The following is a 25,584-nucleotide window of genomic DNA, read 5'->3' on the forward strand; positions in this document are numbered from 1 at the left end:
CCGCCGTGCCCGGGCGTGCTCGGGTAGATTGCCGCTGCCTGCGCGCCCGCGCGCGGGACCCCGGCGGCGACGCGAAGGAGTGGGCTGTGGCGACGATGGCGGACGTCGCGCGGCGCGCCGGCGTCTCGGCGAAGACGGTCTCCAACGTCCTGAGCGGCTACCCGTACATCCGCGAGTCCACGCGGGCGCGCGTGCTGGCCGCGGTGGACGACCTGGGCTACGAGATCAACGTGACGGCGCGGATCCTGCGCTCGGGTCGCAGCGGGTTGATCGGCCTCGCGGTCCCGGAGCTCGGGCAGCCGTACTTCGGCGAGCTGGCCGACGAGATCCTCGCGGCCGCGCGCCGGCACGGCCTGCACGTCCTGATCCAGCCGACGGGGTTCACACGCGAGGGGGAGCTCGGCGCGCTGCGTGAGCCGCGGCGCCGGCTCGTCGACGGCCTGGTGTTCAGCCCGGCCGCGCTCGACCAGTCCGACGCGCACCTGCTCGAGGACCTCGACTACCCGCTGGTGCTGCTGGGCGAGCAGATGTTCTCGCGGCACGTGGACCACGTGACGATGCACAACGTCGAGGGCGCGCGGGCCGCCACGGACCTGCTGCTCGACGTCGGGCGCCGCAGCATCGCGGCGATCGGGATGCTGCACGCGACCACGGCGGGCTCGGCGGCCCTGCGGTACCTGGGCTACCGGGAGGCCCTGGGGGCGCGTGGCATCGCGGTCGACGAGCGGCTGCTCGGCTGGGCCGACGACGGCTGGCACCGCGCGAACGGCGCGCGGGCGATGGCGGCGGTCCTCGACTCGGGCGTCGAGGTCGACGGGGTGGTGGCGTTCAACGACGCGCTCGCGCTGGGTGCGATGTTCGAGCTGCAGGTGCGGGGGCGGTCGATCCCGGGCGACGTGGCGGTCGTCGGGTTCGACGACATCGAGGACGCGCGGTACTCCGTGCCGGCGCTCACGACCGTCGACCCGGGCCGTCGGGAGATCGCCGACGCGGCGGTCGACCTGCTGCGCGCACGGCTCGACGAGGTGCCGGGGGCGACGCGCCGACCCCCGGTGCTGCACGTCGCGGACCTGCGCCTGGTCGAGCGCGAGAGCACGCCGGCGCGGGCCTCGTAGGGTGCGGCGTCAAGGTGCTCGCGTTCACCTCGCTGGCGATGCTGCCCGCGTTGCTGTTCTTCAGCCTGTTCGAGCGGCGTATCGTCGGCGGGCTGACCGGTGAAGGGATGAGGAGCTCGACGTGACACTCGACGACGTGACGGCGTTCCGGGCGGAGGCCGCACGGCACGCCGCCACCCTCCCGCGTGCCCTGCCGGAGCTCCCCGAGGGGACGTACGAGGTGCTCGCCACGGACGGACCGGTGCGCGAGCTGATGGTCTACCGGCCCGCGCGGGCCGACGCGACGGCGGTCGAGAGCGCGGTCGAGGGCGCGGTCGATCGCGGGCTGCCCGTGCTGGTGAACCTGCACGGGGGCGGGTTCGTGCTGGGGGACGGGCGCGACGACGACCCGTACTGCCGGCTGCTCGCCGACACGACGGGCTGCGCGGTGGTCAACGTCGACTACGTGCTGGCCCCCGAGCACCCGTTCCCGGCGGCGGTGCACCAGGTGCACGGTCTGCTGGGGTGGCTCGCGGAGCACGGGCACGAGCACGGGCTCGACGGCGGCCGGCTGGCTGTCGGCGGGCACAGCGCGGGGGGCAACCTCGCGATCGCGGGTGCGCTGCTGGCCCGGCGCACCGGCGGCCCGGCACTGCGCGGGGTCGTCGTCGACTACGCGCCGCTCGACCTGGCGACGCCGCCCGCCGCGAAGCTCACCGCGGACGCCGACCCGGGGGCGGTCGGCCTCGCGGAGGCCGGGGCGCGGTTCAACGCCTGGTACCTGGGCGGTGCGGACCCGTCCGACGAGCTCGCGTCCCCGCTCCTGGCCGACGACCTGAGCGGCCTGCCGCCGACCCTCGTGCTCACGGCGGAGCTCGACCTGCTGCGTGCCGAGGGCGACGCGCTCGCGGCGCGCCTGGCGGCCGCCGGCGTGCCGGTCGAGCACGTGGTGCAGCCGGGCTGCGGGCACGCGTTCACGCACTTCGGTCCCGACGAGCAGGCCCGGGCGGGCTGGGCGCGCATCGCGCGGTTCGCGCAGCGGGTGCTGACGCAGGAGCCGAGGTGAGCGGTGCCGCGCTGACGAGCGTGCACGTGCTGACGATCGACGCGCTGCTGGGGGAGGTCGTTGAGGTGGGGCACGTGCCCACCGGGTTCCGCCGGGTCATCCCGGTGGTCGGCGGGACGGTGACCGGCGGTCCGGGGAGCGGCGGTCCGGGGGGCGGCGGGCTCGAGGGCGTGGTGCTGCCGGGCGGTGCGGACTGGAACCTCGAGCGCCCGGACGGCTCGGTGGAGCTGTGGGCGCGCTACGAGGTGCGGCTCGCCGACGGCGTGGTGGTGTCGGTGACGAACACCGCGCTGCACCCGCCGCGGCCGCAGGTACCGATCCTCACGACCCCGGTGTTCGAGGTCCCGGAGGGCGGGCCGGAGTCGCTGCGGACGGGCGTGCACGTGGGGCTCCTGGTGCCGCGGCTCGAGGAGCGGCGGGTGCATATCGAGGTCCACCGTGTGGGGGTCTCGGCCTGACGTCGAGGCCGGTCGTCCGATAGTTGCGGAGCGCCTCCGGATGCGCCGCCCGGGTGAATGTCCACGTCACCCGGAATCTACCGTTCGAGTGCACCCTACACGGGCGTAAGTCGCCCGTAGGGGTGGCAAATCGCTTCGGTCCCGGTTCCGAAACTATCAATCGGGCCCGAAGCCCTTGACGGGTCGGGCGTCCCGGGCGAAAAGTGGCGTGGCGGGCAATCTTCACCGATGTAGAGCCCCCGCTACCCCGAACCCCAGGAGGGATCGATGACGACCCCACGTCACCGCAACCGGCAGGCGAGCCGCCGGCTGGTCGCCGCAGTCGGCGGCCTCGCAGCCGCCGCCATCGCGGTCTCGCTCGCCGTCCCGGCGCAGGCCGCAGGCAGCACGCTCCAGGCCGCTGCCGCCGAGACCGGCCGGTACTTCGGCACGGCCATGGCCGGCCACTACTTCAACAACTCGGGCACCCTGAACATCACCAACCGTGAGTTCAACATGATCACGGCCGAGAACGAGATGAAGATGGACGCGACGGAGCCGTCGCAGAACAACTTCAACTACTCGAGCGGCGACCAGATCGTGAACTGGGCGCTCCAGAACGGCAAGCGCGTGCGTGGCCACGCGCTCGCCTGGCACTCCCAGCAGCCCGGCTGGATGCAGAACCAGTCCGGCACCACGCTGCGCAACTCGATGCTCAACCACGTCACCAAGGTCGCCCAGCACTACAAGGGCAAGATCTACGCCTGGGACGTCGTGAACGAGGCGTTCGCGGACGGGTCGTCCGGCGCGCGCCGCGACTCCAACCTGCAGCGCACCGGCAACGACTGGATCGAGGCGGCGTTCCGGGCCGCCCGCTCCGCCGACCCGGGCGCCAAGCTCTGCTACAACGACTACAACACCGACAACTGGTCGCACGCGAAGACGCAGGCCGTGTACAACATGGTCAAGGACTTCAAGTCGCGCGGCGTCCCGATCGACTGCGTCGGCTTCCAGGCGCACTTCAACTCGGGCAACCCGGTGCCGTCGAACTACCACACCACGCTCGGCAACTTCGCCGCGCTCGGCGTGGACGTGCAGATCACCGAGCTCGACATCGAGGGCTCCGGCTCCTCGCAGGCCGACCAGTTCAAGGGCGTCGTCCAGGCGTGCCTCTCGGTCGCGCGCTGCACCGGCATCACGGTCTGGGGCGTCAAGGACTCCGACTCGTGGCGCTCCTCGGGCACCCCGCTGCTCTTCGACGGCTCGGGCAACAAGAAGCAGGCGTACACGAGCGTCCTGAACCAGCTGAACGCGGGCGGCACCCCGGTCGAGGGTGGCGGCACGACCAACCCGACCCAGAACCCGACGCAGAACCCCACCCAGAACCCCACCCAGAACCCGACGACGAACCCGACGACCCCGCCCCCACGGGTGGCGGCAGCTGCTCGGTCACGTACTCCGAGGGCCAGAAGTGGAGCGACCGGTTCAACGGCAACGTCACCGTCCGCGCCAACGGCAACATCAGCTCGTGGACGACGACGGTGCAGCTCCAGTACCCGCAGCTCATCTCCGCGGTCTGGGGCGGTCAGGCCAGCTGGCCCGCGCAGCGCACCATGGTGGTGCAGGGCGGCAGCCTCGCCAACGGTCAGTCCACCACCTTCGGCTTCACCGTGAACCACGGCGGCAACTGGACGTGGCCGTCGATCAGCTGCTCGGCCTCCTGACGCACCGCGTCGGCTGAGTCGAGCCACAGACGCACCCCGGTGGGCGCGCGCCCGGAAACCGCGCCCACCGGGGTGCTTCCATGCCCGGACCGGGGCGTGGACGTGCCCCACGCGTTGCCGAGCGCGCCTCGCGCACGCCGACTCCTGCCCTGCGCTTTGCGTTCCGGATGCGCTCCGGGGGCGGGGACCTTACTGTTCAGGCACGCATCAGTCACGACCGTGCCGGGCAGCGAGAGCCGTCCGCCACGACCCGAGGGACGCCCTGTGCGGGCGAGCCGGAGGCCCACGGTCGCGACCCACACCGCGAGTCGCGGCGGCCGTCAGTCGCGCACGACCGCCGCGACCGCGCTGACCTCGAGCAGCGCACCCGGGACCCCGAGCCCCGCGACGCGGGCCGCGGTGACGAGCGGGGGAGCGCCGCCGGTGGCGAGCATCGGCCCGATCGCCCCGTACGCCGCGCCCAGGTCCGCGTCGGTGTGGACGAGCACGGTCCACTGCACGACGTCCGCGAGCGTCGCGCCCGGGGGGACGACGGCGACGTGGCTGAAGGCCGGGCTGCGCACGAGCCCGTCAGGTCGCAGTCGCTGGATCTCCATCGTCCGAGGCTCCCACCGCGGTCCGACACCCGCCCGCGACGAGCAGGTCCGCGCGCACCGCGGTCGCCTCGACGAGCGCGGCGTTGCGCCCGTCGACCTGCTCCGCCCATGCGGCGGCCGCCTCGGGGGTGCGACCGTGACGCGTGTGGCGGGCGACCAGCCGCCGCGTCCGCTCGTCGGCCGGTGTCACGGTGAACCAGGCCTCGTCGAGCACATTGCGCACGTGCGCCCACGGGCCCGCGTCGACCAGCAGGTAGTTGCCCTCGACCACGACGACCGTATGGTGCGGCTCGACCGCGACCTCGCCGGCCACGGGCTCGTCGACCTCGCGCCGGAACGACGGTGCGTACACCGCGTGGTCCCGCTCGGCGCGCACGCGGCGCAGCAGCGCGAGGAAGCCCCACCCGTCGAACGTGTCCAGCGCGCCCTTGCGGTCGTGACGGCCCAGCGCGTCGAGCGTCGCGTTGGCGAGGTGGAAGCCGTCCATCGGCAGGTGCACCGCACCCGGCCCGAGCTCGGCGACGAGCCGGGACGCGAGCGTCGTCTTGCCCGCGCCCGGGCTCCCGGTGATCCCGACGATCACGCGCTCGCCACCGCGCGCGTCCCGCAGCGCGCGCACCCGTGCGGCGAGCACCGCGAGGTCCGCCACCGGCTCGGCCGGACTCACTCGCCGACGACGGAGCGCTGCGCCTGGGCCGCGCGGCGCTGCTGCGCCTCGCGCAGGCTGCGCGCGCGCCCGGCCGCGACCTCCCGGTCCACGGCGGACAGGATCGCGGCGATCGCGGCGGCCAGCCCCCGCTCGAGCATCTGCATGTTCGTGTTCTCGATGAGCAGGCGGCGGTCGAGCACCTTGAGGCGCACCGACCCGTAGCCCTGCTCGGCGAGGATCGTGTGCACGTGCGGGTGCTCGATCAACGAGCGCTCCCACGCGGACGCGCTGCGGGAGAACCGGGCGGCCACCGTGTAGCGCGCCGACCGGGACCCGGACCGGTGCTCGAGCGGCACGGTCGCCGAGATCACGCCCAGGAGCTCGAGCGGTGCCGAGGGGTGGCCGAGGGGCAGCGGGCGGGGGCTGGGTGCCCGGGCGCGGAGGTCGGTGGCATGTGCCGTCCGATCGTCAGGGGGATCCGGTGCGGCAGGTGCCTGCCGGCGTGGGGCGGCCCGCGCCCCTCCCACGGCCGTGCGCCTCATCGCGACCCGGCCGTGCCGCGCCCGTGGTCTGCCTGCCCGACGTCCGCCCCCACGACGTCGCTCGTCGGACCAGCGCTGCCGTCACCGTACACCGCACCCCCGGCACCGTTTGCCCGTTCCGCCGGGATCGTCGCACCCGGCCCCGGGTGTGCACCGCGCCCGGGAGTCGGACGCCGGTCCAGTCGCCGCCCGCGGAGGGCAGGGACACGATGGGCTCGTCGTCGAACCCCGCACCGATGGAGCTGCCGCCATGACGAGCACGACGAACGCGCTGCCGCAGTACACGGACGAGGAGGCGGAGCACGTCCTGCGCGACGGCTCGGGGGTCCCGGTCGGGATCGTCGAGCGGCCGCGGTGGACGCCCGCGCGCATCGCGGTGTGGGTCGCGGTGGCGCTCGTCGGCGCCCTGGGCTGGACCATGCTCGCGGTGGTCCGGGGCGAAGAGGTCAACACGATCTGGTTCGTCGTGACCGCCGTCGCGTCCTACGCGATCGCCTACCGGTTCTACGCGCTGTACGTGCAGCGCAAGGTGATGCGGCCCGACGACACGCGCGCGACCCCCGCGGAGCGCATCAACAACGGCCGCGACTTCGACCCGACGGACCGGCGCGTCCTGTACGGCCACCACTTCGCGGCCATCGCCGGCGCGGGTCCGCTCGTCGGGCCCGTCCTCGCGGCGCAGATGGGCTACCTGCCCGGGACGCTGTGGATCATCTTCGGCGTCATCGTCGCGGGCGGCGTGCAGGACATGCTCGTGCTGTTCTACTCGATGCGCCGCGGCGGGCGGTCGCTCGGTCAGATGGCGCGCGACGAGATCGGGCGGTTCGGCGGGACGGTCGCGATCGTCGTCGTGTTCGTCATGCTGATGATCGTCCTGGCCGTCCTCGCGCTCGTGTGCGTCAACGCGCTCGCGGACAGCCCGTGGGGGGTGTTCTCGGTCGGCTGCACCATCCCCATCGCGCTGCTCATGGGCCTGTACCTGCGGTTCCTGCGGCCCGGACGGGTCAGCGAGGTCTCGGTCATCGGGTTCCTGCTGCTGCTCGCCGCGATCATCGGCGGCCGGTACGTCGCCGAGTCGTCGTGGGGCGACTTCTTCCACCTGACACCCACCACGCTCGTCGTGTGCATGGTGGTCTACGGCTTCCTCGCCGCCGTGCTGCCCGTGTGGCTGCTGCTCACGCCGCGCGACTACCTGTCGACGTTCATGAAGGTCGGCACGATCGTCGTGCTCGCGATCGGGATCGTCGTGGTGCGGCCCGTCGCGCAGATGCCCGACTTCACGGAGTTCGCGTTCAACACCGAGGGGCCCGTGTTCGCGGGAGCGCTGTTCCCGTTCCTCTTCATCACGATCGCGTGCGGCGCGCTGTCCGGGATGCACGCGATGGTCTCGTCGGGCACGACCCCCAAGATGATCCAGAAGGAGTCGCAGGCCCGGATGATCGGGTACGGCGGCATGCTCATGGAGTCGTTCGTGGCGATCATGGCGCTCGCCGCGGCCGTGTCCCTCAACCAGGGCATCTACTTCTCGATGAACATGTCGGCGGCGTCCATCCAGGCGACCGCGGGCTCGTCGTACTCCGCGCAGGCGACCCCCGAGGAGAACGCCGCCGCGGCGATCGCCAACCTCGGCGTCTCCGACCCCGCCGGCAACCAGCCCGAGATCATCTGGGAGACGGTGGTCGACGGCGACGAGGTCACGCTCACCGGAGCCCCCGCACTCGAGGCCGTGGCCGACGACGTGGGCGAGCCGTCCGTCGTGTCGCGCACCGGCGGCGCGCCGACGCTCGCGGTCGGGATGGCGAACATCATGCACAACGTCGTCGGCGGCAAGGCCATGATGGCGTTCTGGTACCACTTCGCGATCATGTTCGAGGCGCTGTTCATCCTGTCCGCCGTGGACGCGGTCACCCGCGTGGCGCGGTTCCAGCTCGGCGACGCGATCGGCAACCTCGTGCCGAAGTTCCGCGACCCCGGCTGGCGGGTCGGCTCGTGGCTGACCACGGGCGTCGTCGTCGCCGCCTGGGGGTCGCTCCTGCTCATGGGCGTCACCGACCCCAACGGCGGCATCCGCACCCTGTTCCCGCTGTTCGGCATCGCGAACCAGCTCATCGCCGCGTGCGCGCTGACCATCGTCACCGTCATGGTCGTCAAGAAGGGCTACGTCAGATGGGCGTGGATCCCGCTCGTCCCGCTCGCGATCGACACCGCCACCACGTTCACCGCGTCGTTCCAGAAGATCTTCTCCGACGACGTCGCGCTCGGGTACTGGGCGCTGCACCGCAAGGCGCAGGACGCGATCGACTCCGGGACCCTCAGCGGGCAGGCGCTCGCGGACGCGCAGGCCACGGTCCGCAACACCGCGATCCAGGGGACGCTGTCCATCGCGTTCGTCGTGCTCGTCGCCGCGCTCATGGCCGCCGCCCTGGTGACCGTGGTGCAGGCGGTGCGCGCCGGTGCCGGCCGCGGGTACGACGTCGGCAGCAGCGAGGACCCGCCGCAGCCCTCGCACTTCTACGCACCGTCCGGGCTCCTGGTCCCCACCCCGCTCGAGCGCAAGGTCGAGACGGAGCACGCGGTGGTCGGCGACCCGGCCCTGCTGCGCGGCGGGCACCACTGATGGGCGCGCGCGTGCGCCGGGCGCTCGCGGGCGTGCGCTGGTACGTCCGCGAGCTCACGGGCGAGGCGGCGTACGACCGGTACGTCGCCGCGCACGCCGGTGCGGACCACCAGCCGCTCACCCGTGCGCAGTGGTGGCGCGCCCGCGACGACGCGCGCGAGCACACCGCGCACGAGAGCTGCTGCTGACGCCCTACCGGCGGATCTCGACGCCGTCCAGCGCGAGCGAGGCGGCGTCGGGCGCGACCGTGCCCCGCAGCACCAGGTCCTCGAGCGCGGGCACGTCCGCCAGCGGCGCGAGGGACCCGACCGTCGCGCCCGTCAGGTCGAGCCGGGCCAGCTCGGGCAGCGCGGCGAGCGGGCTCAGGTCCGGCACCCGGCTGCGCGCCAGGTCCACGGACCGCAGCCCCCGCAGGTCCGCCACGGGCGTGAGGTCGACGTCCATCTCGACGACCGCGAGCGCGCGCAGCGACGCGAGCGGGCGCAGCGGGCCCAGGTCGGTGGCGGGCACGCTCAGGTACAGGTCCGTCAGCCCCGTGAGCCGGCCGACCTGCGTGAGGTCCGCGTCGACGCAGTCCAGCGTGAGCCGCGTGAGCCCGCGGACCCGCGCGAGGGCGCCCAGGTCCGCAGGGGCCTGCGGGGCCCAGCACCGGCCGCCCAGGTGCAGCGACGTGAGCGACGGCAGCGCCGCGAGCGCGCTCAGGTCCGTCACGCCGGTCGCGGTGAGGGACAGGTCCGTCAGGTGGGGCAGCGCGCCCGCGGGGAGCGTCCGCACACCGGTCCCGACGAGGTCGAGGGACGTCAGGCCGGGCAGGTGCCGCAGGTCCTCGAGCGAGGCGACGTCGGGCTCCGGGTTCGCGCAGCTCACCCGGTCCAGTCGCTCGAGCCGGTCGCGCGGGACCCGGGCGGTGCCGTCCGCGTCGAGCGCGCGCGCCACGCAGCCGCGCAGACCCTCGTCGGAGAACACCTCGTCGAGCGCCACCAGGTCCGGTGCGTCGTCGCGCCGTGCGTGCGCGACGGCCAGGCCGACGCCCGTGGCCAGCACCGCGAGCGTCGCGAGCGCCGCCACGGTGACGAGCGGGCGTCGGCGACGCCGCTGCCGGTCCGGCGTGGCGCGCGTGCCGGACCTACGCGCGGACAAGCTCGGGCCACCCTCCGCCCTGCGTCCCGGTCTGGTCGGCCATCGCGACCTTGAGCGCGTCGGTCGAGCGCAGCGACTCGTTGGCCCACTGCTGGAACGCGGTCCGCAGGTCGTCGACCGCCTGGATGATCTCCGCCGTCAGCCCGATGACCTTCTCGATCGTGTCCGTGAGCTTCACCGGGTCCACGAACGCGAGGGACGCCACCGCCTGGGTGATCGCCACGACCTTGGAGCGGACCGTCGCGCGCATCGCGAGGTACTCGTTCACCACGTTGCGCGAGTGGTCCATGAGGATCCCGCCCGCCGAGCCGCACCAGGACGCGAGCCGGTCCACCGCCGCGGCCTGCACCGGGACCGCGGCCGCGTACGCGGAGCCCGCCTGACCCTCCCACCCGTCCAGCGCCGGGAGGTTCCAGGGGGAGAAGGACGTGGCGAGCCCGCTGAACGTCCGCTGCGCGGCGAGGTACCCCTCGCCCGCGGCGTACAGCGCGTACGGGTCGCCCTGGTCGAGACCCGTGACCGTCCCGAAGAACTCGTCCACCTTCGCGACGAGCTCCTCGAGCTTGCGCTGGACCTCGTCCACCACGTCCGTGACCCACTCCCACAGCCGGTCCCACCAGCTGAGCTCCTGCAGGCTCGCGTTCGCCCCCGCGGTGGCCTCGGTCGGCTGCTCGCCCAGCGTCACCAGGTCGCTCTCGTGCGCGGCGACCTGCGCGTCGTACGTGGCCCGGGGCGGCAGGGGTGCGGGTGCGGTCATGGTCGTCGTCCGTTCGTCTCGTCGGTCGGCGGGTGTCGGCTCAGCGGGTGTCGGCTCAGCGGGTGTCGGCTCAGCGGGCGTCGAGCGCGGCGTCGAAGCCCTGCTGGAACGTGACACGCGCGTCGTCGTCGACCGCGTCGTACGCGTCCGCCATCGCCCGCAGGACGGCCGCCACGCCGGGGATGCCCAGGCCCGGGGCGCCCGCGATGCGGTCACGGCCCCGGTAGGCGAAGTTCACGATCTGGGTGGTGGTCGTCACCCACTCGTGCTGCCAGGCCGTCTCCGCCGTGATGCTGTCGAGGTACCACAGGACGACCCCGCACTCGTCGCTCAGCGTCCGGACGCCCGCCGAGAACGTCGCGGCGATCTCGTCCCACCTGGCCGCCTCGGTGCGCAGCAGCGCGGTGTCGACGCGGAACCCCGTGCCGTCGGTCATGACCGACCTCCTGACCTCGCCTGACGGATGGCGGCGCTCATCGCGGCGAGCCGCGCGGTCGCCGGAAAGTCCCGCTCGAACGCCCGCTGCACCTCGGCGGCGCTCGCCGTGACCTGCGCGAGCACGCGCAGCAGTGCCTGCTCGACGCTCGCGTCCGGCACCACGCGCAGCCGCGCGGCGTCGAGCTCGAGCGACCGGACGCTCTCGCCGACCGCGGTCGCGGTGACCCAGCCCTCGACGTCACGCACCGTGCGCTCGGCGGGCCGCTGCGCGCGGGCCGCCCGGAGCCCGGGCTGCTCGGCCTCCTGCGCGGCCAGCGCCTCCAGCAGCTCCTCGGACGAGAACTCGGCGGGCTCGACCGGGGGTGCGTCCTCGCGGGGGACGGGGACCGACGGGCCCTCACCCCGTGACGCCGCGAGCCGCCGCCGCAGGTACTCCAGCGCCGACGCCTCGTGCGCCCGCAGGACGTGCGCGCCGAGCGTCGCGGCCGTCGCCCGGGTGCGCCAGCCGTCGGTGAGCCGGATCTCGACGACCGCGCCGGCCAGGTCACGGCCGACCGTGACCAGCCCGTCCGGGTCCTGCCCGCGGACCACCTCGCCGGGCTCCGCGACGATGCGCGCCGGGCCGGTCGGCGCGGACGCCGTCGCGTCGCGCGCCCCGCTCGGAGTCGGTCCCACGAAGCCCCCTGTCGTCCCTGCTCGTCGTCTGCCCGGCGTCTGCCCGACATCTGCCCGGCGCCGACAACCTACAGGGCAGGATGTCCGCTTTGCCGGGACGTCCGCCGCAGGTTCGACCGATCGGGTGTCGCCCGTCGCCCGGGTGCGCGGATCCCGTCCGAGGGCTGTGCGGCACGGTGCGGGGGCCGTAGGGTCGCGGGTCATGGCCGCGCCGCAGGAACCACCGCCGTACCCGGGTCAGCCGTACCCGGGTCAGTCGCAGCGTCCGGGCCCGTACGGCCCCTACCCGCCCGCGCCGCGCCCCGCCCCGCGGACCTCGCTCGTCGGGCCGGTGGTCCTCACCTCGGTGGGCGCCCTCCTGCTGGTCGCGACGGCGGTCGTCGCCGTGCTCGTCGTGCGGACGTTCCTGTCGATCGTGCCGCTCGGCGTGCTCGACGCGAGCGGCGGGCCGGGCTCGGCCGCGGTCGCCTCGACCTCCGCGCCGGGGACGACGACCGCCGTGCTCGAGCCCGGCTACCACCACCTGTACCTGGTCGTCCCGTCCGACGAGCACGACGCCGGCCTCCCGGGGACGGTCGAGCTCACGGGTCCCGACGGCGAGACGCTCCCGGCCGAGCCGTCGCCCCTCGACGGCACCGCGTCGACGGGTGGCAGCCGGGCGGTCCTCGTCGCGGGCTTCCGCGTCGTCGAGCCGGGGGAGTACACGCTCTCGGTCCCCGAGGCGACGACGCAGGACGCGCAGGTCGTGCTCGTGCGGGGGCCGGACCTCACGCAGTTCGTGTCGGGGATCTTCGGGACCGTCGGCGGTGTGTTCGTCGCGATCGCGCTCGGCGTCGTGGGGCTGGGCCTGACGATCGGGGGCGTGATCTGGTGGGTGGTCCGCGCGGGTGCGCGCCGCCGGGCCGCCGCCGCCCCGGGGTCCGCCTGACGCGGTGCTGACCGCGCGGGGGTCGTCGGGGCCCCGTCGCGCCCCGGCCGGCCCGCGCCTATCGTCGGGAGGCGTGACCGGACCGTCGACCCCGCCCCTGCCCGCCGTCGACCCGCGCCCGGCCCGCCCCGAGGACGTCGCCGCGATCCACGCGCTGCGGCGCTCGCTCGAGGACTGGATGGCCGCACGCGGGCTGGACCAGTGGCCCGTCGGGTCGCTGCCCGCCGAGCGCGTCGCGGCGCAGGTCGAGCAGGGGCAGTGGTGGGTGCAGGACGACGACGAGGGGCTGCGCGGCTGCCTGCGGCTCGTCAGCCCGGACGTCGACTACTGGGGTGACGACGACACGCCCGCGCTGTACGTGCACGGGTTGATGGTGGCCCGCCGCGCGTCCGGCACCGGGCTGGGGCGGGCGCTCGTGGAGTGGGCGGACTCCCGGGCGCGCGCGGCGGGGGCGCGGTGGCTGCGGCTCGACCACCGCGCGTCGAACCCGCACCTCGACGACGTCTACCGCTCGTGGGGGTTCGAGCAGGTCGCGCAGACCGACCGCCCGGGCTTCCTCGTCGTCCTCATGCAACGCCCCCTCACCTGACGGAACCACCCGCCCCGCCCCGCACACCGCCGACCCCTGCCCGAACCCGCCGACCCCGTGGTTGCTCCGGCTTCGGGCCGGCTTACCCGGAGGGACGACGGGGTCGTGTGGTCGTCGGGCTCACCAAGACGTCGCGGCGACCTGGTCGGGGACCCGGGCGTAGCAGTCGTCGACGGTCGCACCGCCGATGACCGCGAGGTACGTCCCGAACTCGAGGCTCACGAGCTCGAGGAGGGTCCAGTCCTGCGCGAGCGTGCGGTGCGCCTCGACGACGAACGCGCGGTCGTGCTCGGCGAGGTGCGCGCGCAGCTCGTCGCGCAGCACCGCGGGCATGACCCAGCGTTGCGGCGTGCCGCCGACGGCGGGCAGCCGCGCGACGACGCCCGCGGCCTCGAGCAGCAGGAGCGGGTCCGGCACCGGGTCCAGGCCGTGCCGGCGGGCGAGGTCGAGCACCACGCGCGCGGTCCGCTCGGTGAGGTCCACGGGCAGCGCGACGACCATCGCGGCGTCGAGCAGGGGGGTGTCGGTGATGCCGGGGAGCACGACGTCGCGGACGAACGCCCGGACCGCGGCGGTCGCGGGCTCCTCGTCGTCGGGCCCGGTGTCGTCCAGGACCGTCCGGGCGAGGGCGGGCCAGCCGCCGACGAGCTCCACGACGCACGCGAGCATGCGGTCGTCCACCGGGTGCCCCCCACGACGCGGCGGCCGCGCGGAGCTCGTCGGCGGTGAGCATGAGGTCGCGCGTGGTGAACGTCGTGACGTCGAGCCGGTCGTCGAGCGCGGTGACGACGGGGTGCCGCGCGGCGGGTGGGCTGTGCGGGTGGCGCGTGCCTGTGACGAGGAGGGTGCGCAGGCCGTGGGCTGCCGTGACGAGCCGGGTGACGGCGGTGACGTCGTCGGGGACGGCGGTGCCGGCCGCGCGCAACGCGGCGACGAGCGCGGCGCGCACCGCGGCCCACGTGAGGGGCGGCCGGCCGCGGCGGCCCGCGCCGGCGACCCAGACGACCGGTCGCCCACGCTCGTGCTGGCGCCCGGCCCACTGCGCGGCCAGGAGCGTACGGCCGAGCCCCGGTGCCGCACGGATCACGCCCACCGGGTCGATCCGGTCGAGGCGGTCGAGCAGTCGTGCGCGCACGACCGCGCACTCGGGCACACGGGGCCACGCCGTCGTCGGCGCTCCGACCGCCCCCTCCCCGCCGTCGACCACGGACGGCGGCACACCGGTCGTCATCGGGCCCGGTATCTGCCCGGGGACCCGCGGTCCGCTCACCCGGACGGGTGGTGCGCGTGTCGTCAGGCGGGGCGCGGGACCAGGAGCACCGGCGCGGACGCGAGGCCACCGGCCGGCGGCTGCTCACGGACCCGGGCCGCGTCGGGGTCGGGACGGACCGCGCCCGTGGCCGCCAGCAGCGCGCGGACCAGCACGCGCAGCTCCAGCGTCGCGAGGGGCCGGCCCGGGCACACGTGCTTCCCGATCCCGTAGACGAGGTTGTACGGCGCGTTGCCGACCGGGTCGAACGCGTCCGGGTCCCCGAACACGCGCTCGTCGCGGTTCGCGGACGTCCAGCTCAGGACGACCCGCTCACCCGCGCCGACGCGTCGCCCGCCGAGCTCCACCGGGCGCGTGGTGACCCGCCGGTTGCTGACGAACGGGTCGTCGATGCGCAGGATCTCGTCGAGCACCGCGTCGAGCTCGCGGTCGCTCACACCGCCGCGCAGGTGGTCCTGCAGCTCGGGGTGGTCGGCGAGGTAGGTGACCACGACGCCGGTGCACAGCGCCATCGACCCGAGGTCGCCGCCCGTCCAGTTCCGCAGGATCGAGACGACCTCGTCGTCGCTCAGCGCCCGGCCGTCGACGCGGGTGCGCAGCAGCTCGGTCGTCACGTCCTGCGGCGCGTCCGCGGCCCGCCGGACGTCGGTGAGCGAGCGGATGATCGCGTCGAACCGCGCGGCGACGCGTGCCGTGCGCTCCGGGTCCCGGGACCGGGTCGCGTCGCGGTTGTCGCGCACCCACGCGAGCAGCTCCTCCTCGAGGTCGGCGGGCCACCCGAGCCAGGCGCTCTGGGCTCGCACCGCGAACCGCGCGCCGAGCGCCACGGCGTCGACGGCACCGGGGACGACGAGGCCGCCGACGAGCGCCTGGGCGACCCGCCCGACCACCGGCTCCAGCTCCCGCATCCGCTCGGGCGTGAAGAACTGCTCCACGGCCGCGCGGTACGCGGTGTGCGCGGGTCCGTCGACCCCGTTGGGCACCTGCAGGTGGCGCGAGACCGCGTTGGAGAAGGTCTCGTGGTCGAGCGCCACGCGCATCACGTCCGCGTGCGTGAACACCGTCCACGCGCCGTCCGGCCCGCGCGCGACCGGGCACTGCGCGCGCAGCGCGTCGTACGCGGCGACTGGGTCGCGGCGCACGCGCGGGCCGCGCGGGTTCCAGTCGGCGTGCGCACCGTGCCGGCGGCCGGTGCGCGGGTCAGGGTCGGGGCTCAGCTCGTCGGCCGGCTCGTGCTCCGTCACCCGCCCATCCTGGACCCGTGAGCCGCAGCGCGCCCGCGGCTCGTAGGGCAGGCTGGGCACAGCCGACGAGAGAGGGCAGCACATGACGGACCTCGTGACCGCCGCACGCACCCACCTGGACGCCGCGCGCGCCTCGGCGCACGGACGCGACGCGCAGCTCGTCGTGCACGACGGCGTGCTGCGGCAGACCGTGATCGCGCTCGTCGCGGGCGTCGAGCTCGCGGAGCACAACTCACCGCCCGCCGCGAGCCTGCAGGTGCTCGAGGGGCGGGTGCGCGTCACCGGGGTCGAGCAGAGCGACCTCGCGCGCGGCGAGCTCGTCGTGCTGACGCACCAGCGGCACGCGGTGCTCGCGCTGGAGGACAGCGTGTTCCTGCTGACGACCGTCACGAGCCTCGACGAGGACCAGCGCGGCGACGCCTGAGCGGCCCGACGTCAGGTCCGGACACCGTCGACCCCGCGACCACCCCGCGACCCCGCGGTTGCTCCGGCTCCGGTGGCGGATACCCGGAGCAACGGCGGGGTCGGGTGCGGGTCAGGCGAGCGTGAGGGACAGCGTCACGAAGCTCGCCGGGGGGAGGGTGACCTCGAGGCCGCGCGGGTGGGGTCGCACCGCGTCGTCGTGCGGGCGCGGGGCGACCCGGTCGAGCGCGTCGGGCGTGTTGTGCGCGTCGACGCGGTCGGCGGTCAGGACGCGCGCGGTGTGCGCCGTGACCTCGCGTCCGCGCAGGTCGACGACGAGCGTGCGGGACTCGGCCGCGTCGAGGTGCGAGATCGACACGAGCGCGGTGTCGCCGCGCGTGGACGCGGACGCGGACACCAGCGGCAGCTCCTTGCTGGCGGTCTCGACGGCGGGCACGTCCTTGAGGTGCACCGCGAGCGCGTCGGCGTCGTGGTGCCCCGTGCTCATCTCGTACACGTGGTAGGTCGGGGTGAGGACCAGCGCCCCGGAGTCCGGGTCGGTCAGGAGCATGGCCTGCAGCACGTTGACGGTCTGGGCGATGTTCGTCATGACCACGCGGTCGGCGTGCCGGTGGAACGCGTCGAGGTGGGTCGAGGCGACGAGCGCGTCGCGCAGCGTGTTCTGCTGGTACAGGAACCCGGGGTTGGTGCCGGGCTCGACGTCCCACCACGTGCCCCACTCGTCGACGACGAGCCCGACGTTCCGCTGGGGGTCGTAGCGGTCCATGACGGTGCTGTGGCGCTGCAGGAGCGTCTCCATGTGCGCGGCGCGGGCGAGCGCGAGGTACCACTCGTCGGTGGTGAACTGCGTCGCGGAGCCCTTCGCGGACCACGAGCCGGTCATCGTGTAGTAGTGCAGCGACAGCGCCTGGAACGGTGCGGCGGGCGACTGCCCGAGCCCGGCCTGGTCGAACGAGCGCATGAGCGCCTCGGTCCAGTGCAGGTCGTCCGAGTCCGCGCCGGCGGCGATCCGGTAGACCGTGTTGTCGCCGTGGTCGCGCACGTACGTCGCGTACTGGCGCGCGAGCGACGCGAACTGCTCGGCCCGCAGGTTGCCGCCGCAGCCCCACGCCTCGTTGCCGATGCCCCAGAACGGGACACGCCACGGCTCGTCGCGCCCGTTCCCGCGGCGCAGTGCGGCCATGGGGGAGTCGTCGGCGCGCGTGAGGTACTCGACCCACTCGCTCATCTCGCGGACCGTGCCGGACCCGACGTTCCCCGAGACGTACGGCTCGGCACCGAGCAGCTCGCACAGGTCCATGAACTCGTGCGTGCCGAAGGAGTTGTCCTCGACCACGTCGCCCCAGTGCGAGTTGACCATGCGGGGCCGCTGGTCGCGCGGGCCGATCCCGTCACGCCAGTGGTAGTCGTCGGCGAAGCACCCGCCCGGCCAGCGCAGGTTCGGGATCTGCAGCGCACGCAGCGCGTCCACCACGTCGGAGCGGATACCCCGCACGTTCGGCACGTCCGAGTCCTCACCGACCCAGAACCCGCCGTAGATGCACCGGCCCAGGTGCTCGGCGAAGTGCCCGTACACGTGACGCGAGATGCGGGGGCCGGGAAGGTCGAGGTCGATGATCGCAGTCAGATGATCAGCGCGTGTCATGCGCGCATTCTCGTGGATGCGCGTGCTCCTGACGGCCACGGCACCGAGGAGCGGTCGGGTGCAGCCCGCCGTCGTGCGCACGGGTCACCGTCGACCCGTGACAGGTGTCATGCCGCGGGGCCGCGTTGTGTCCCACGAGCTTGTGACGTCCCGGCACTGCCCGCCACGCAGCCCGCTGACCAGCATGGTCGATGTCAGCAGGACCAGCACGGAGGGCAGAGACATGGGCACCACGGCGACCTTCCTCTACGACGGCGACTGCGGTCTGTGCGAGCGGGCGACCAGGTGGTTGCTCGAGCGGACGGGCAGCACGGTGCGCGCGCAGGCGTGGCAGGGCGTGGACCTGCACGCGTACGGGCTCACGCCGGAGCAGCTGGAGGCCGCGGCGGTGCTCGTCGAGGAGGACGGGACCAGGCGGGTGGGTCACGAGGCGTTCGGGCACGCGCTCCTGCGTGCGCCGTCGCGTGACGACCGGCTCCTGGGCCGTCTGGTCCTCGAGCAGCCGAGCGCGTGGGTCGCGTCCCTCGTCTACGCGTGGGTCGCGCGCAACCGCCACCGGCTGAGCGGCTCCGCGTGCTCCCTGCCGGCCCGCGGCTGACGACTCGCAGGAACCGTCCCGACAGCAGTCACGACAGACAAGGAGCACCAGGTATGTCCATGAAGACCCGTCTCGCCGCGATCGCGTCGATCGCCGCGCTGTCCGTCGGCGCAGCCCCGGTCGCCGCGCACGCCGCGACCCCGGCCGCCGGGCCGACGTCGTCGATCAACGCCGTCGCCGCGTTCGACGCCGCGGCGCGTCAGGACGTCCAGTCGGCCGACGCGTCGCCGGCCGCGGTCCCGGCGGTCGTCGCGACGGCGTTCGTCGCGGGTGCCGCCGCGGGCGCCGGCAAGGTCGTCGCCGGCTGGGCCGCGAAGAAGGTCATCGGCATCTGGGACACCAACCAGCTCGTGCCGTCCGAGGCCGTCTTCGACTGACGCACCGGTGCGGGTGGGTGGCTGCGCGTCACCCACCCGCACCACCTCACCCGTCCCTCGTCCCGGAGGCTCCCATGTCCACCCGCACCCGCCGGCCCCGGACGGTGCTCCTCGCGCTCGGCCTCGTGGCGGCCGTGCTCGGGACGCACCTCGCGGTGACCGCGTTGTACGTCGCGCCACCCAACCCGCTCAAGTACGCATTGCAGCGCCCCGTGAACGCGTGGATCCAGCCGTTCTTCGAGCAGAACTGGCAGCTGTTCGCCCCCGACCCCGTCCGGACCGACTCGGGTGTCCTGGTCCGTGCCACGACGCGCGACGGCGAGGACACCGACTTCCTGACGATCAACGCGCCGTACCTCGAGGCGCGGCACCACAACCCGCTGCCCGACCGCTCCTACTACACCGTGAGCGGCGTCATGCACGCGTTCCTCATGTCACGCGACGCCGCGGTCGAGGCCGCGTACCCGGCCGACCCACCCGCGGATCTGCCGATCCTCCTGCCCGACGACGAGCTCGCCGACGTCCCCGCGCACACGCGGGAGGCCTACGAGGACACGCTGCGCAACCTGCACGACGCCGCGGCCGACGCCGCGCGCCGCACCTGGGGGACGTGACGCGGATCCAGGTCCGCCTCGTCACGCACGAGTTCCCCCGCTGGTCGCAGCGACACGACGACGGCCTCGGCGAGATCAGCCACGTGACCCTCCCGTGGCGCGACCTGCCGACCCCGACGACGTCGTCGGCGGCCGCGCACGGCGTCACCGACCCGACAGGAGACCGGCGATGACCCCCACCAGCACCGCTCCCGCACCGCTCACGCTCGTCGACGTGCGCACACGGCTGCGCGACCTGGCCGACCGTGCGGTCGCGCTGGTCGCGGACCGGCGGCACGGGCTCGTCGCGTTCTCCCTGGTCCGGATCGCCTACGGCGTGATCCTCCTCGTCGACCTGGTCGTGAACCTGCCCGTGCGGCACCGCATCTGGGGTCCCGACGCGGCGTACAGCCTCGAGCGGCTGCGGGCCGACGGAGGTGACGGGTCGATCCTCTCGCTGTACCTGTTCGCCCGGACCGCGTGGCAGACCGACCTGATCTACCTCGCGCTCGCGGTCGCGGCCGCGCTGTTCGCGCTCGGGTGGCGCACGCGCGTCGTGACGCCCGTGCTGTTCGTCCTGCTGTGGTCGTGGCACGAGCGCAACCCGTTCGTCACGAACGGCGGCGACAACATCATGCGGATCCTGCTGCTGTACATGTGCGTCGCGCACGTGTCCGCGTACCTGTCGCTCGACGCGCGTCGAGCTCGCCGCGAGGCCCGCACGGACCGGTACGACGCGCTCGCCGCGCACCGTGCCACTCGCCGCCAGCTCGCGACGATCCTGCACAACGCGGCGCTCGTCGCGTGCGTCGCGCAGCTGTGCGTCCTCTACGGCGCGTCGGGGTTGTTCAAGGCCCAGGGCGAGGTGTGGCAGGAGGGCACGGCTGTCTACTACATCCTGCGGGTCGCCGACTACAGCCCGTGGCCCGAGCTGAGCCAGGCGGTGTACACGGTCCCGCTGCTCGTGACGCTCGCGACGTATGCCGCGGTCGTCGTGCAGATCGCGTTCCCGTTCCTCCTGCTGCGCCCGGTCGGTCGGCATGTCGCGTTCGTCGTGCTCGTCGGGATGCACGTGAGCATCGGGTTCCTCATGGGCCTGCCGGTGTTCTCGGCCTTCATGATCGCGTCCGACCTGCTGGTGTTCACCGACCGCGAGCTGCTGGGGCTGCGGGAGCGGGTCCGCGTGCAGGTCGCGCACCTGCGCCGCAGCGCCGCTCGCGACCCGGGGACGGCGCGGCCGGAGCCGACGCCGGCGCGCGTGCCGGTGGGCGCGCTGACCACTGAGACGGCGTGAGCGCCGGGTCTCGAGAGAGGAGTTGACCATGAGCCGGTCCGACGGTGGCATCCGCTGCCACGGCCTGACGAAGACGTACGCGGGCGGAGGGGGTGTGCGCGGGGTGTCGTTCACGGCGGCACCGGGCCGCGTGACGGGCCTGCTCGGTCCCAACGGCAGCGGCAAGACCACGTGCCTGAAGGTCGTGCTGGGGCTCGCGGGGCACGACGAGGGGACCGCGACGATCGACGGCACCCCGTACTCGCAGCTGACCTCCCCCACCCGGGCGGTCGGCGCATGCCTCGACGTCGCGGGCTTCCCGCCGCAGCACACCGCGACGACGGTGCTGCGCTCGCTCGCGGTGCGCTCGCGCGTCCCCGCCGAGCGCGTGGAGGAGGTGCTCGGTGAGGTCGAGCTGGCCGACGTCGGACGGCGCCGCATCGGGCAGTTCTCGCTCGGCATGGTGCAGCGACTGCGCGTCGCGGCGGCGCTCCTCGCGCAGCCGCACCACCTCGTGCTCGACGAGCCGCTCAACGGCCTCGACCCGATGGGCATCCAGTGGCTGCGTGGGCTGGTGCGACGCCACGCCGAAGCCGGAGGCTCGGTGCTGCTGTCCACGCACCTGCTCACCGAGGCGCAGCTCACGGTCGACGACGTCGTGATCCTGCACGGTGGCCAGGTGCTCGCGCAGGCACCCCTGCCGACGCTCGTCGAGAGCGGGCCGATGGGTGCCGCTTCGCTCGAGTCGGTGTTCTTCGCGCTCGTCGAGCGCGGCGCCGCGCCGCCCGGCCGAGGCGTCGACGGCACGCCGCGTCCGGCCACACCCATGACGAACGGAGGAGTGCGATGAAGGCGTCGATCCGGGCCGAGCTCGTGCTGCTGACCCGCTCCCGCGCGGTGCGCTGGTCGGTCGTGACCGCCTGGTTGTTCGCGGCGGTGGTGACGGGCGGGCTGCTGTCCACGTACGGGTCCGAGCAGCAGGCCGTCGACGTGTCGACTGCCGCGGGTCAGGCGGAGGTGCTGATCGACCCGCTGTCGGGCCTTGTCGTCCTGGCTCTGGGGGTCGTGCTCGCGGCCGGTGACTTCCGCACGGGAGCGGTGGTGTGGACGTACCTGGCCACCCCTGAGCGGTGGCGGTGGGCGGCCGCGAAGGTCGTCGTCGCTGCGCTGCTCGGTGCTGTGGTGGGCGTCGTCGCCGAGCTCGTCAAGCTGGGCACGCTCGCGGCGCTGCAGCCGGCGGGTGCCGGTCCGGTCCAGTGGTCGCAGGGCGTGCTGTGGCAGGCGGTCGCGGGCTCGGTGATCTCGCCGACCGCGCTCGCGGTGGCGGGGGCCGCCCTGGGTCTCGCGACGCGCAACGTCGCGGGCGCGATCACGGGCGCGCTCGTGTGGATCGTCGTGCTCGAGGGTGTCGTGCGCAGCTTCCTCCCGGAGGCTGTCGTGCCGTTCCTGCCGCACACGGCGCTCGCCGAGCTGCGCAACCTGACCGGTACCGCGCCGTACGCGCAGTCCGCCACCGTCGTCGGCGTCACGCTCGCGGTGCTGGTCGCGGGTGCCCTGGTGCTGACCCAGCGGCGGGACCTGACGCGCTGAGTCAGATCCAGCCCTCGGACCAGGCGCGGTCGGCCGCTTCCCGGCGGTCGGCCGCGCCGATCTTCGCCATCGCGGACGACAGGTAGTTGCGCACCGTGCCGCTCGACAGGTGCAGCGCCTCGCCGATCTCGCGGGCCCGCAGCCCACGCCGCACCTCGCGCAGCACGTCGAGCTCGCGGCTCGTCAGCGGGCACGCGTCGGCGGAGAGCGCGGCAGCGGCGACCGTGGAGTCGATGTACCGGCCGCCGGCCGCGACGTCGTGCACGATCGCCGCGAGCAGGCTCGCGGAGGTCGACTTCGACGCGAACGCGCTCACACCCACCGCGAGCGCACGGCGCAGCACGCCGGGCCGCGCGTGCCGCGTGACGAGCACGACCTTGGTGGTCGACTGCGCGAGGATCTGCTCGGCGGTGCTGATCCCGTCGAGGTGAGGCATCTCGAGGTCGAGCAGCACCACGTCGGGCTGGTGCTCCAGCACCGACGCGACGGCCGCTGGTCCGTCCGCGACCTGGTCGACGACGGTGATCCCTTCCTGCAGCGACAGGAGCTCGCCGAGCGCGGTGCGCAGCAGGTCCTCGTCGTCGGCGAGCACCACGCGGGTGTGCCGCCCGGCTGCGGGTGTGGCCGTCATGTCCCCCTCCTCGCCGTCGCGTCGCGCGGGAGCCGTCCCGTCAGGACGAAGCCGTGCTCGGTGTCACGCGCCTCGATCGTGCCACCTGCCGCGGCGAACCGGTCCGCGAGCCCCGCGAGCCCTTGGCCGCGGCGCGTGTCGCGCACGACGGAGGACGCGCGCGCAGGCCCCGGGTCGCGCACCGTGACGACGACGTCGGTGCCGACGTGCCCGATCTCGATGGTGCACTCACGGGCGTCCGAGTGCCGCAGGTGGTTCGTCGTCGCCTCGCGCACCAGGTGACCCATGGCGGAGCCGTGCTCGGGCGGGAGCAGGTCCGGCTCGCCGTGCACGTGCACGTCGACCCCTGCGGCCCGCAGCACGGCGACGCCGTTGTCGAGCTCGGCCGTGAAGGATGTGCGGCGGTACGCGTAGGCGACGGCGCGCGTGTCCTCGAGCGCGGTCACCGCGAGCGACCGGATCCGCTGCAGGTGCCGCACGGCAGCCTGCGGGTCCCGGGGCACCAGCTGCTCGGCGAGCTCGGCGGTCACGACGATGACCTGCAGGTGGTGGCCCTGCACGTCGTGCAGCTCGGCTGCGAAGCGCATGCGTTCGTTCGTGAGCGCGAGATCCGCGGCGCGCACGCGAGCGACGTGCAGGGCCTGCATGACCTGCCAGACCCACACCTGCCCGAGCTGGAGGGTCGCGGCCGCGACGACGACCGCCGCCCCGTACAGGGCGCGCACGGTCACGTCCGCGTGCGGGACGTCGGCGCGGTAGCCGACGAGCGCCGCAGCCGCGGTCCCGACGACGGACGCGCCGGCGACGAGCGCGGCCGGCCGGTGCGACGCGTCGGGTTCGAGCAGCGACGGGGTGCGGTGCACGAGCACGGCGGCGACGAGCGCGCCGAACGGCATCGCGTAGAGCCAACCGACACGGTGCCCGGTGCCCGCGACCGCCCACAGCACGAGCGAGGCGACGAGCCCGAGCACCACCGCGAGCGCGCACAGCAGACGGTGCGGGTGGTCCGGGAGAGGTGTCGCGCGCAGTCCGGGAGCGCGGCGCAGGAGGTCGACCTGGAGGTAGCCCGCGAGCAGGGTCGTCGCGATCGCGAACACCGTCCAGCCGGGCGGCAACGCCACGGTGACGAGCTCGCCGAGGGGGAACGAGACGGAGATCAGGCCGACCGCGAGCAGGCTGAGCCAGGTGTACGCGGTCAGCGGGCCGAGGCCGGGCTCGCCTGGGGTCGCGGCGTCCTGTCCGCTGCGCGTGCTGCCCCCCGCCGGCATGGCCGCGACTCTACAGTCCGGCCCGCGCGGCGACGCGCCTCGGTCACGGCACCGAGGACCGAGCCCGGTCTCCGGGTGTGCGCCGTCCGGGTGAAGTTTGTCCCCGCGCCCACCTGCGGGTATGCAGCAGTTCATGTGGCGGTCAAGACGTGGTGGACGGGCGCGGCCTGACCTGCGATGCTGCTCCGTTCACCGCACCCCGGCCACCCCGCCCGGGCGCGGCGGGCACCACGACCGGGGTGGGCACGGCCCGGCTGAGACGAAGGAGCACCGCATGGGATTCGCGGACAAGCTGCGCGGCCAGTTCATCGACATCGTCGAGTTCCTCGACGACTCGCGGGACACGATCGTCTGGCGCTTCCCCCGCCAGGGCAACGAGATCAAGAACCAGGCCCAGCTGATCGTCCGTGAGGGGCAGGTCGCGGTCTTCGAGAGCGAGGGCCAGATCGCCGACGTGTTCGGCCCCGGCCGCTACACGCTGGAGACCCAGAACCTGCCGATCCTCTCGACGCTCAAGGGTTGGAAGTACGGCTTCAACTCCCCGTTCAAGGCCGAGGTGTACTTCGTCGCGACGCGGCAGTTCACCGACTTCGCGTGGGGCACGCAGCACCCGATCACGCTGCGGGACTCCGAGTTCGGGATGGTCCGCCTGCGGGCCTTCGGCACCTACGCGCTGCAGGTGAGCGACCCGTCGGCGCTGCTGCGCCAGCTCGTCGGAACGGACTCGAACTTCCGCACCGACGAGATCGGCGAGTTCTTCCGCCAGAACGTCATCAGCCACCTCGCACCCGCGATCGCGCAGTCGGGTGTCCCGATGCTCGACCTGGCCGCCAACCAGCAGGGCCTGTCCGCGAAGCTCGCGCCCGCGCTGTCCGCCGAGCTCGCCGAGTACGGCGTGACGATCCCGAGGTTCGTCATCGAGAACATCTCGCTGCCGCCCGAGGTCGAGGCCGCGCTCGACAAGCGCACGCAGATGGGGGTCCTGGGCGACCTCGACCAGTTCACCAAGTTCCAGACCGCCACGGCGATCGGCGACGCCGCGAAGAACCCGGGCGGTGCGGGCGAGGGCATGGGCCTCGGCATGGGCATGGCGATGGGCACGCAGATGGCGCAGTCCATCCAGGCGGCGAACCAGGCGACGCACCAGGCAGCGCCTCAGGCCGCCGCCGGTGGCCCGCCGCCGCTGCCCGTCACCGACGAGCTCTGGTACTACGCCGCGGGCAGCGCGCAGGCCGGCCCGGTGACGCCCGAGGCGCTCGCGCAGCAGGTCGCCGCCGGGCAGGTGGGCCGCGACACGCTCGTCTGGAAGCAGGGCATGGCCGCCTGGACCGCGGCGGGCCAGGTGCCGCAGCTCGCCGGGCTGTTCACCGCCCCGCCGCCGCTGCCGCCGACCGCGGCCGCCCCGGCGCCGGGGGCCTGA

General features: G+C 74.1%; 30 protein-coding genes. 17 read left to right on the plus strand and 13 right to left on the minus strand.

From position 1 onward, the window contains the following. Window positions 1-95: 95 nt before the first annotated feature. The 4 genes from CBP52_RS14305 (at window position 96) to CBP52_RS14320 (ending at window position 4,271) form a co-directional block, all read left to right on the plus strand. Window positions 96-1,115, plus strand: a complete 1,020-nt coding sequence (locus CBP52_RS14305) for a LacI family DNA-binding transcriptional regulator (RefSeq protein WP_094182410.1) — start codon at window positions 96-98, stop codon at window positions 1,113-1,115. 121 nt (window positions 1,116-1,236) lie between these two features. After that, window positions 1,237-2,160: an alpha/beta hydrolase gene (locus CBP52_RS14310; RefSeq protein WP_094181517.1), complete on the plus strand. Its 924-nt coding sequence runs from the start codon at window positions 1,237-1,239 to the stop codon at window positions 2,158-2,160. Next, window positions 2,157-2,618 (plus strand): DUF3237 family protein, encoded by a 462-nt coding sequence (locus CBP52_RS14315; RefSeq protein ID WP_094181518.1) that lies wholly within the window; start codon window positions 2,157-2,159, stop codon window positions 2,616-2,618. Before CBP52_RS14310 ends, CBP52_RS14315 begins: the two co-directional genes overlap by 4 nt. A gap of 267 nt (window positions 2,619-2,885) precedes the next feature. Beyond that, complete coding sequence (locus CBP52_RS14320; RefSeq protein WP_304441721.1) at window positions 2,886-4,271, plus strand: endo-1,4-beta-xylanase; 1,386 nt, start codon at window positions 2,886-2,888, stop codon at window positions 4,269-4,271. On the opposite strand, the gene CBP52_RS18600 is transcribed toward CBP52_RS14320, so the two are convergent. The 4 genes from CBP52_RS18600 to CBP52_RS14335 all read right to left on the minus strand — a co-directional run bounded on the left by CBP52_RS18600 (window position 4,243) and on the right by CBP52_RS14335 (window position 5,937). After that, window positions 4,243-4,389, minus strand: a complete 147-nt coding sequence (locus CBP52_RS18600; RefSeq protein WP_304441722.1) for a hypothetical protein — start codon at window positions 4,387-4,389, stop codon at window positions 4,243-4,245. The two genes, CBP52_RS14320 and CBP52_RS18600, sit on opposite strands and share 29 nt — an antisense overlap. Before the next feature lie 252 nt (window positions 4,390-4,641). Next, on the minus strand, window positions 4,642-4,917 hold the full coding sequence (locus CBP52_RS14325; protein WP_094181519.1) for a hypothetical protein: 276 nt from the start codon (window positions 4,915-4,917) through the stop codon (window positions 4,642-4,644). Beyond that, window positions 4,892-5,584 carry a nucleoside/nucleotide kinase family protein gene (locus CBP52_RS14330; RefSeq protein WP_094181520.1) on the minus strand — a complete coding sequence of 231 codons (693 nt, stop codon included), beginning with the start codon at window positions 5,582-5,584 and terminating at the stop codon, window positions 4,892-4,894. Before CBP52_RS14330 ends, CBP52_RS14325 begins: the two co-directional genes overlap by 26 nt. Then, the gene (locus tag CBP52_RS14335) at window positions 5,581-5,937 is read right to left on the minus strand and encodes a hypothetical protein (protein ID WP_094181521.1); all 357 of its coding nucleotides are present in this window, start codon (window positions 5,935-5,937) and stop codon (window positions 5,581-5,583) included. The genes CBP52_RS14330 and CBP52_RS14335 overlap by 4 nt, the downstream gene beginning before the upstream one ends. Window positions 5,938-6,358: 421 nt before the next feature. Here CBP52_RS14335 and CBP52_RS14340 point away from each other — a divergent pair, with 421 nt between their 5' ends. Both CBP52_RS14340 and CBP52_RS14345 read left to right on the plus strand, forming a co-directional pair. Next, window positions 6,359-8,725, plus strand: a complete 2,367-nt coding sequence (locus CBP52_RS14340; RefSeq protein ID WP_094181522.1) for a carbon starvation CstA family protein — start codon at window positions 6,359-6,361, stop codon at window positions 8,723-8,725. Beyond that, window positions 8,725-8,913, plus strand: coding sequence for a YbdD/YjiX family protein (locus tag CBP52_RS14345; RefSeq protein ID WP_094181523.1), 189 nt, complete (start codon window positions 8,725-8,727; stop codon window positions 8,911-8,913). The genes CBP52_RS14340 and CBP52_RS14345 overlap by 1 nt, the downstream gene beginning before the upstream one ends. Window positions 8,914-8,917: 4 nt before the next feature. Here CBP52_RS14345 and CBP52_RS14350 read toward each other — a convergent pair whose 3' ends face one another. The 4 genes from CBP52_RS14350 to CBP52_RS14365 form a co-directional block, all read right to left on the minus strand. Next, on the minus strand, window positions 8,918-9,865 hold the full coding sequence (locus CBP52_RS14350) for a leucine-rich repeat domain-containing protein (protein ID WP_157732649.1): 948 nt from the start codon (window positions 9,863-9,865) through the stop codon (window positions 8,918-8,920). Continuing rightward, window positions 9,852-10,622: a hypothetical protein gene (locus CBP52_RS14355; protein ID WP_094181525.1), complete on the minus strand. Its 771-nt coding sequence runs from the start codon at window positions 10,620-10,622 to the stop codon at window positions 9,852-9,854. The genes CBP52_RS14350 and CBP52_RS14355 overlap by 14 nt, the downstream gene beginning before the upstream one ends. Window positions 10,623-10,692: 70 nt before the next feature. Continuing rightward, window positions 10,693-11,058: a hypothetical protein gene (locus tag CBP52_RS14360; protein ID WP_094181526.1), complete on the minus strand. Its 366-nt coding sequence runs from the start codon at window positions 11,056-11,058 to the stop codon at window positions 10,693-10,695. Then, complete coding sequence (locus CBP52_RS14365; RefSeq protein WP_094181527.1) at window positions 11,055-11,735, minus strand: hypothetical protein; 681 nt, start codon at window positions 11,733-11,735, stop codon at window positions 11,055-11,057. Before CBP52_RS14365 ends, CBP52_RS14360 begins: the two co-directional genes overlap by 4 nt. Window positions 11,736-11,937: 202 nt before the next feature. On the opposite strand from CBP52_RS14365, the gene CBP52_RS14370 reads away from it, so the two are divergent. Beyond that, window positions 11,938-12,663: a hypothetical protein gene (locus CBP52_RS14370; RefSeq protein WP_094181528.1), complete on the plus strand. Its 726-nt coding sequence runs from the start codon at window positions 11,938-11,940 to the stop codon at window positions 12,661-12,663. A 73-nt stretch (window positions 12,664-12,736) separates the two neighbouring features. Continuing rightward, entirely contained in the window at window positions 12,737-13,252 is a 516-nt protein-coding gene (locus CBP52_RS14375) for a GNAT family N-acetyltransferase (RefSeq protein ID WP_232514513.1), read from the plus strand. Window positions 13,253-13,372: 120 nt separating this feature from the next. Here the strand turns inward: CBP52_RS14375 and CBP52_RS17670 are convergent, their stop codons facing one another. After that, complete coding sequence (locus CBP52_RS17670; RefSeq protein ID WP_157732650.1) at window positions 13,373-13,933, minus strand: hypothetical protein; 561 nt, start codon at window positions 13,931-13,933, stop codon at window positions 13,373-13,375. 612 nt (window positions 13,934-14,545) lie between these two features. Continuing rightward, window positions 14,546-15,766, minus strand: coding sequence for a cytochrome P450 (locus CBP52_RS14385; RefSeq protein WP_094181529.1), 1,221 nt, complete (start codon window positions 15,764-15,766; stop codon window positions 14,546-14,548). An 82-nt stretch (window positions 15,767-15,848) separates the two neighbouring features. Here CBP52_RS14385 and CBP52_RS14390 point away from each other — a divergent pair, with 82 nt between their 5' ends. After that, complete coding sequence (locus tag CBP52_RS14390) at window positions 15,849-16,190, plus strand: cupin (RefSeq protein ID WP_094181530.1); 342 nt, start codon at window positions 15,849-15,851, stop codon at window positions 16,188-16,190. Between the two features lie 111 nt (window positions 16,191-16,301). On the opposite strand, the gene CBP52_RS14395 is transcribed toward CBP52_RS14390, so the two are convergent. Next, window positions 16,302-17,834 (minus strand): alpha-N-arabinofuranosidase, encoded by a 1,533-nt coding sequence (locus CBP52_RS14395; protein ID WP_094181531.1) that lies wholly within the window; start codon window positions 17,832-17,834, stop codon window positions 16,302-16,304. 223 nt (window positions 17,835-18,057) lie between these two features. On the opposite strand from CBP52_RS14395, the gene CBP52_RS17675 reads away from it, so the two are divergent. The 7 genes from CBP52_RS17675 (at window position 18,058) to CBP52_RS14425 (ending at window position 22,265) form a co-directional block, all read left to right on the plus strand. Beyond that, window positions 18,058-18,432, plus strand: coding sequence for a thiol-disulfide oxidoreductase DCC family protein (locus CBP52_RS17675; protein ID WP_157732651.1), 375 nt, complete (start codon window positions 18,058-18,060; stop codon window positions 18,430-18,432). Window positions 18,433-18,485: 53 nt separating this feature from the next. Continuing rightward, window positions 18,486-18,809, plus strand: a complete 324-nt coding sequence (locus tag CBP52_RS14405) for a hypothetical protein (RefSeq protein ID WP_094181533.1) — start codon at window positions 18,486-18,488, stop codon at window positions 18,807-18,809. Between the two features lie 74 nt (window positions 18,810-18,883). Then, complete coding sequence (locus CBP52_RS14410) at window positions 18,884-19,423, plus strand: DUF5819 family protein (protein WP_094181534.1); 540 nt, start codon at window positions 18,884-18,886, stop codon at window positions 19,421-19,423. Next, on the plus strand, window positions 19,420-19,596 hold the full coding sequence (locus CBP52_RS17680) for a hypothetical protein (protein ID WP_157732652.1): 177 nt from the start codon (window positions 19,420-19,422) through the stop codon (window positions 19,594-19,596). Before CBP52_RS14410 ends, CBP52_RS17680 begins: the two co-directional genes overlap by 4 nt. Next, a complete protein-coding gene (locus tag CBP52_RS14415; protein WP_094181535.1) occupies window positions 19,593-20,696 on the plus strand; it encodes an HTTM domain-containing protein in 1,104 nt (367 codons plus the stop codon). The genes CBP52_RS17680 and CBP52_RS14415 overlap by 4 nt, the downstream gene beginning before the upstream one ends. Before the next feature lie 28 nt (window positions 20,697-20,724). Continuing rightward, the gene (locus tag CBP52_RS14420) at window positions 20,725-21,525 is read left to right on the plus strand and encodes an ATP-binding cassette domain-containing protein (protein ID WP_094181536.1); all 801 of its coding nucleotides are present in this window, start codon (window positions 20,725-20,727) and stop codon (window positions 21,523-21,525) included. Continuing rightward, a complete protein-coding gene (locus CBP52_RS14425; protein WP_094181537.1) occupies window positions 21,522-22,265 on the plus strand; it encodes a hypothetical protein in 744 nt (247 codons plus the stop codon). The genes CBP52_RS14420 and CBP52_RS14425 overlap by 4 nt, the downstream gene beginning before the upstream one ends. 1 nt (window position 22,266) lies before the next feature. On the opposite strand, the gene CBP52_RS14430 is transcribed toward CBP52_RS14425, so the two are convergent. Continuing rightward, a complete protein-coding gene (locus CBP52_RS14430; protein ID WP_094181538.1) occupies window positions 22,267-22,896 on the minus strand; it encodes a DNA-binding response regulator in 630 nt (209 codons plus the stop codon). Then, on the minus strand, window positions 22,893-24,164 hold the full coding sequence (locus CBP52_RS14435; protein WP_094181539.1) for a sensor histidine kinase: 1,272 nt from the start codon (window positions 24,162-24,164) through the stop codon (window positions 22,893-22,895). The genes CBP52_RS14430 and CBP52_RS14435 overlap by 4 nt, the downstream gene beginning before the upstream one ends. 274 nt (window positions 24,165-24,438) lie before the next feature. On the opposite strand from CBP52_RS14435, the gene CBP52_RS14440 reads away from it, so the two are divergent. Continuing rightward, entirely contained in the window at window positions 24,439-25,584 is a 1,146-nt protein-coding gene (locus CBP52_RS14440) for an SPFH domain-containing protein (protein ID WP_094181540.1), read from the plus strand.

The organism is Cellulomonas sp. PSBB021 (assembly GCF_002240455.1).
GTDB lineage: Bacteria > Actinomycetota > Actinomycetes > Actinomycetales > Cellulomonadaceae > Cellulomonas > Cellulomonas uda.

Coding starts and splice junctions, on each gene's coding strand:
- CBP52_RS14435 (WP_094181539.1), bottom strand. CDS start 24,164: ATGCCGGCGGGGGGCAGCACGCGCAGCGGACAGGACGCCGCGACCCCA.
- CBP52_RS14340 (WP_094181522.1), top strand. CDS start 6,359: ATGACGAGCACGACGAACGCGCTGCCGCAGTACACGGACGAGGAGGCG.
- CBP52_RS14420 (WP_094181536.1), top strand. CDS start 20,725: ATGAGCCGGTCCGACGGTGGCATCCGCTGCCACGGCCTGACGAAGACG.
- CBP52_RS14320 (WP_304441721.1), top strand. CDS start 2,886: ATGACGACCCCACGTCACCGCAACCGGCAGGCGAGCCGCCGGCTGGTC.
- CBP52_RS14370 (WP_094181528.1), top strand. CDS start 11,938: ATGGCCGCGCCGCAGGAACCACCGCCGTACCCGGGTCAGCCGTACCCG.
- CBP52_RS14305 (WP_094182410.1), top strand. CDS start 96: ATGGCGGACGTCGCGCGGCGCGCCGGCGTCTCGGCGAAGACGGTCTCC.
- CBP52_RS14395 (WP_094181531.1), bottom strand. CDS start 17,834: ATGACACGCGCTGATCATCTGACTGCGATCATCGACCTCGACCTTCCC.
- CBP52_RS14345 (WP_094181523.1), top strand. CDS start 8,725: ATGGGCGCGCGCGTGCGCCGGGCGCTCGCGGGCGTGCGCTGGTACGTC.
- CBP52_RS14405 (WP_094181533.1), top strand. CDS start 18,486: ATGTCCATGAAGACCCGTCTCGCCGCGATCGCGTCGATCGCCGCGCTG.
- CBP52_RS17675 (WP_157732651.1), top strand. CDS start 18,058: ATGGGCACCACGGCGACCTTCCTCTACGACGGCGACTGCGGTCTGTGC.
- CBP52_RS14360 (WP_094181526.1), bottom strand. CDS start 11,058: ATGACCGACGGCACGGGGTTCCGCGTCGACACCGCGCTGCTGCGCACC.
- CBP52_RS14410 (WP_094181534.1), top strand. CDS start 18,884: ATGTCCACCCGCACCCGCCGGCCCCGGACGGTGCTCCTCGCGCTCGGC.
- CBP52_RS14425 (WP_094181537.1), top strand. CDS start 21,522: ATGAAGGCGTCGATCCGGGCCGAGCTCGTGCTGCTGACCCGCTCCCGC.
- CBP52_RS14390 (WP_094181530.1), top strand. CDS start 15,849: ATGACGGACCTCGTGACCGCCGCACGCACCCACCTGGACGCCGCGCGC.
- CBP52_RS14430 (WP_094181538.1), bottom strand. CDS start 22,896: ATGACGGCCACACCCGCAGCCGGGCGGCACACCCGCGTGGTGCTCGCC.
- CBP52_RS14355 (WP_094181525.1), bottom strand. CDS start 10,622: ATGACCGCACCCGCACCCCTGCCGCCCCGGGCCACGTACGACGCGCAG.
- CBP52_RS14415 (WP_094181535.1), top strand. CDS start 19,593: ATGACCCCCACCAGCACCGCTCCCGCACCGCTCACGCTCGTCGACGTG.
- CBP52_RS14325 (WP_094181519.1), bottom strand. CDS start 4,917: ATGGAGATCCAGCGACTGCGACCTGACGGGCTCGTGCGCAGCCCGGCC.
- CBP52_RS14440 (WP_094181540.1), top strand. CDS start 24,439: ATGGGATTCGCGGACAAGCTGCGCGGCCAGTTCATCGACATCGTCGAG.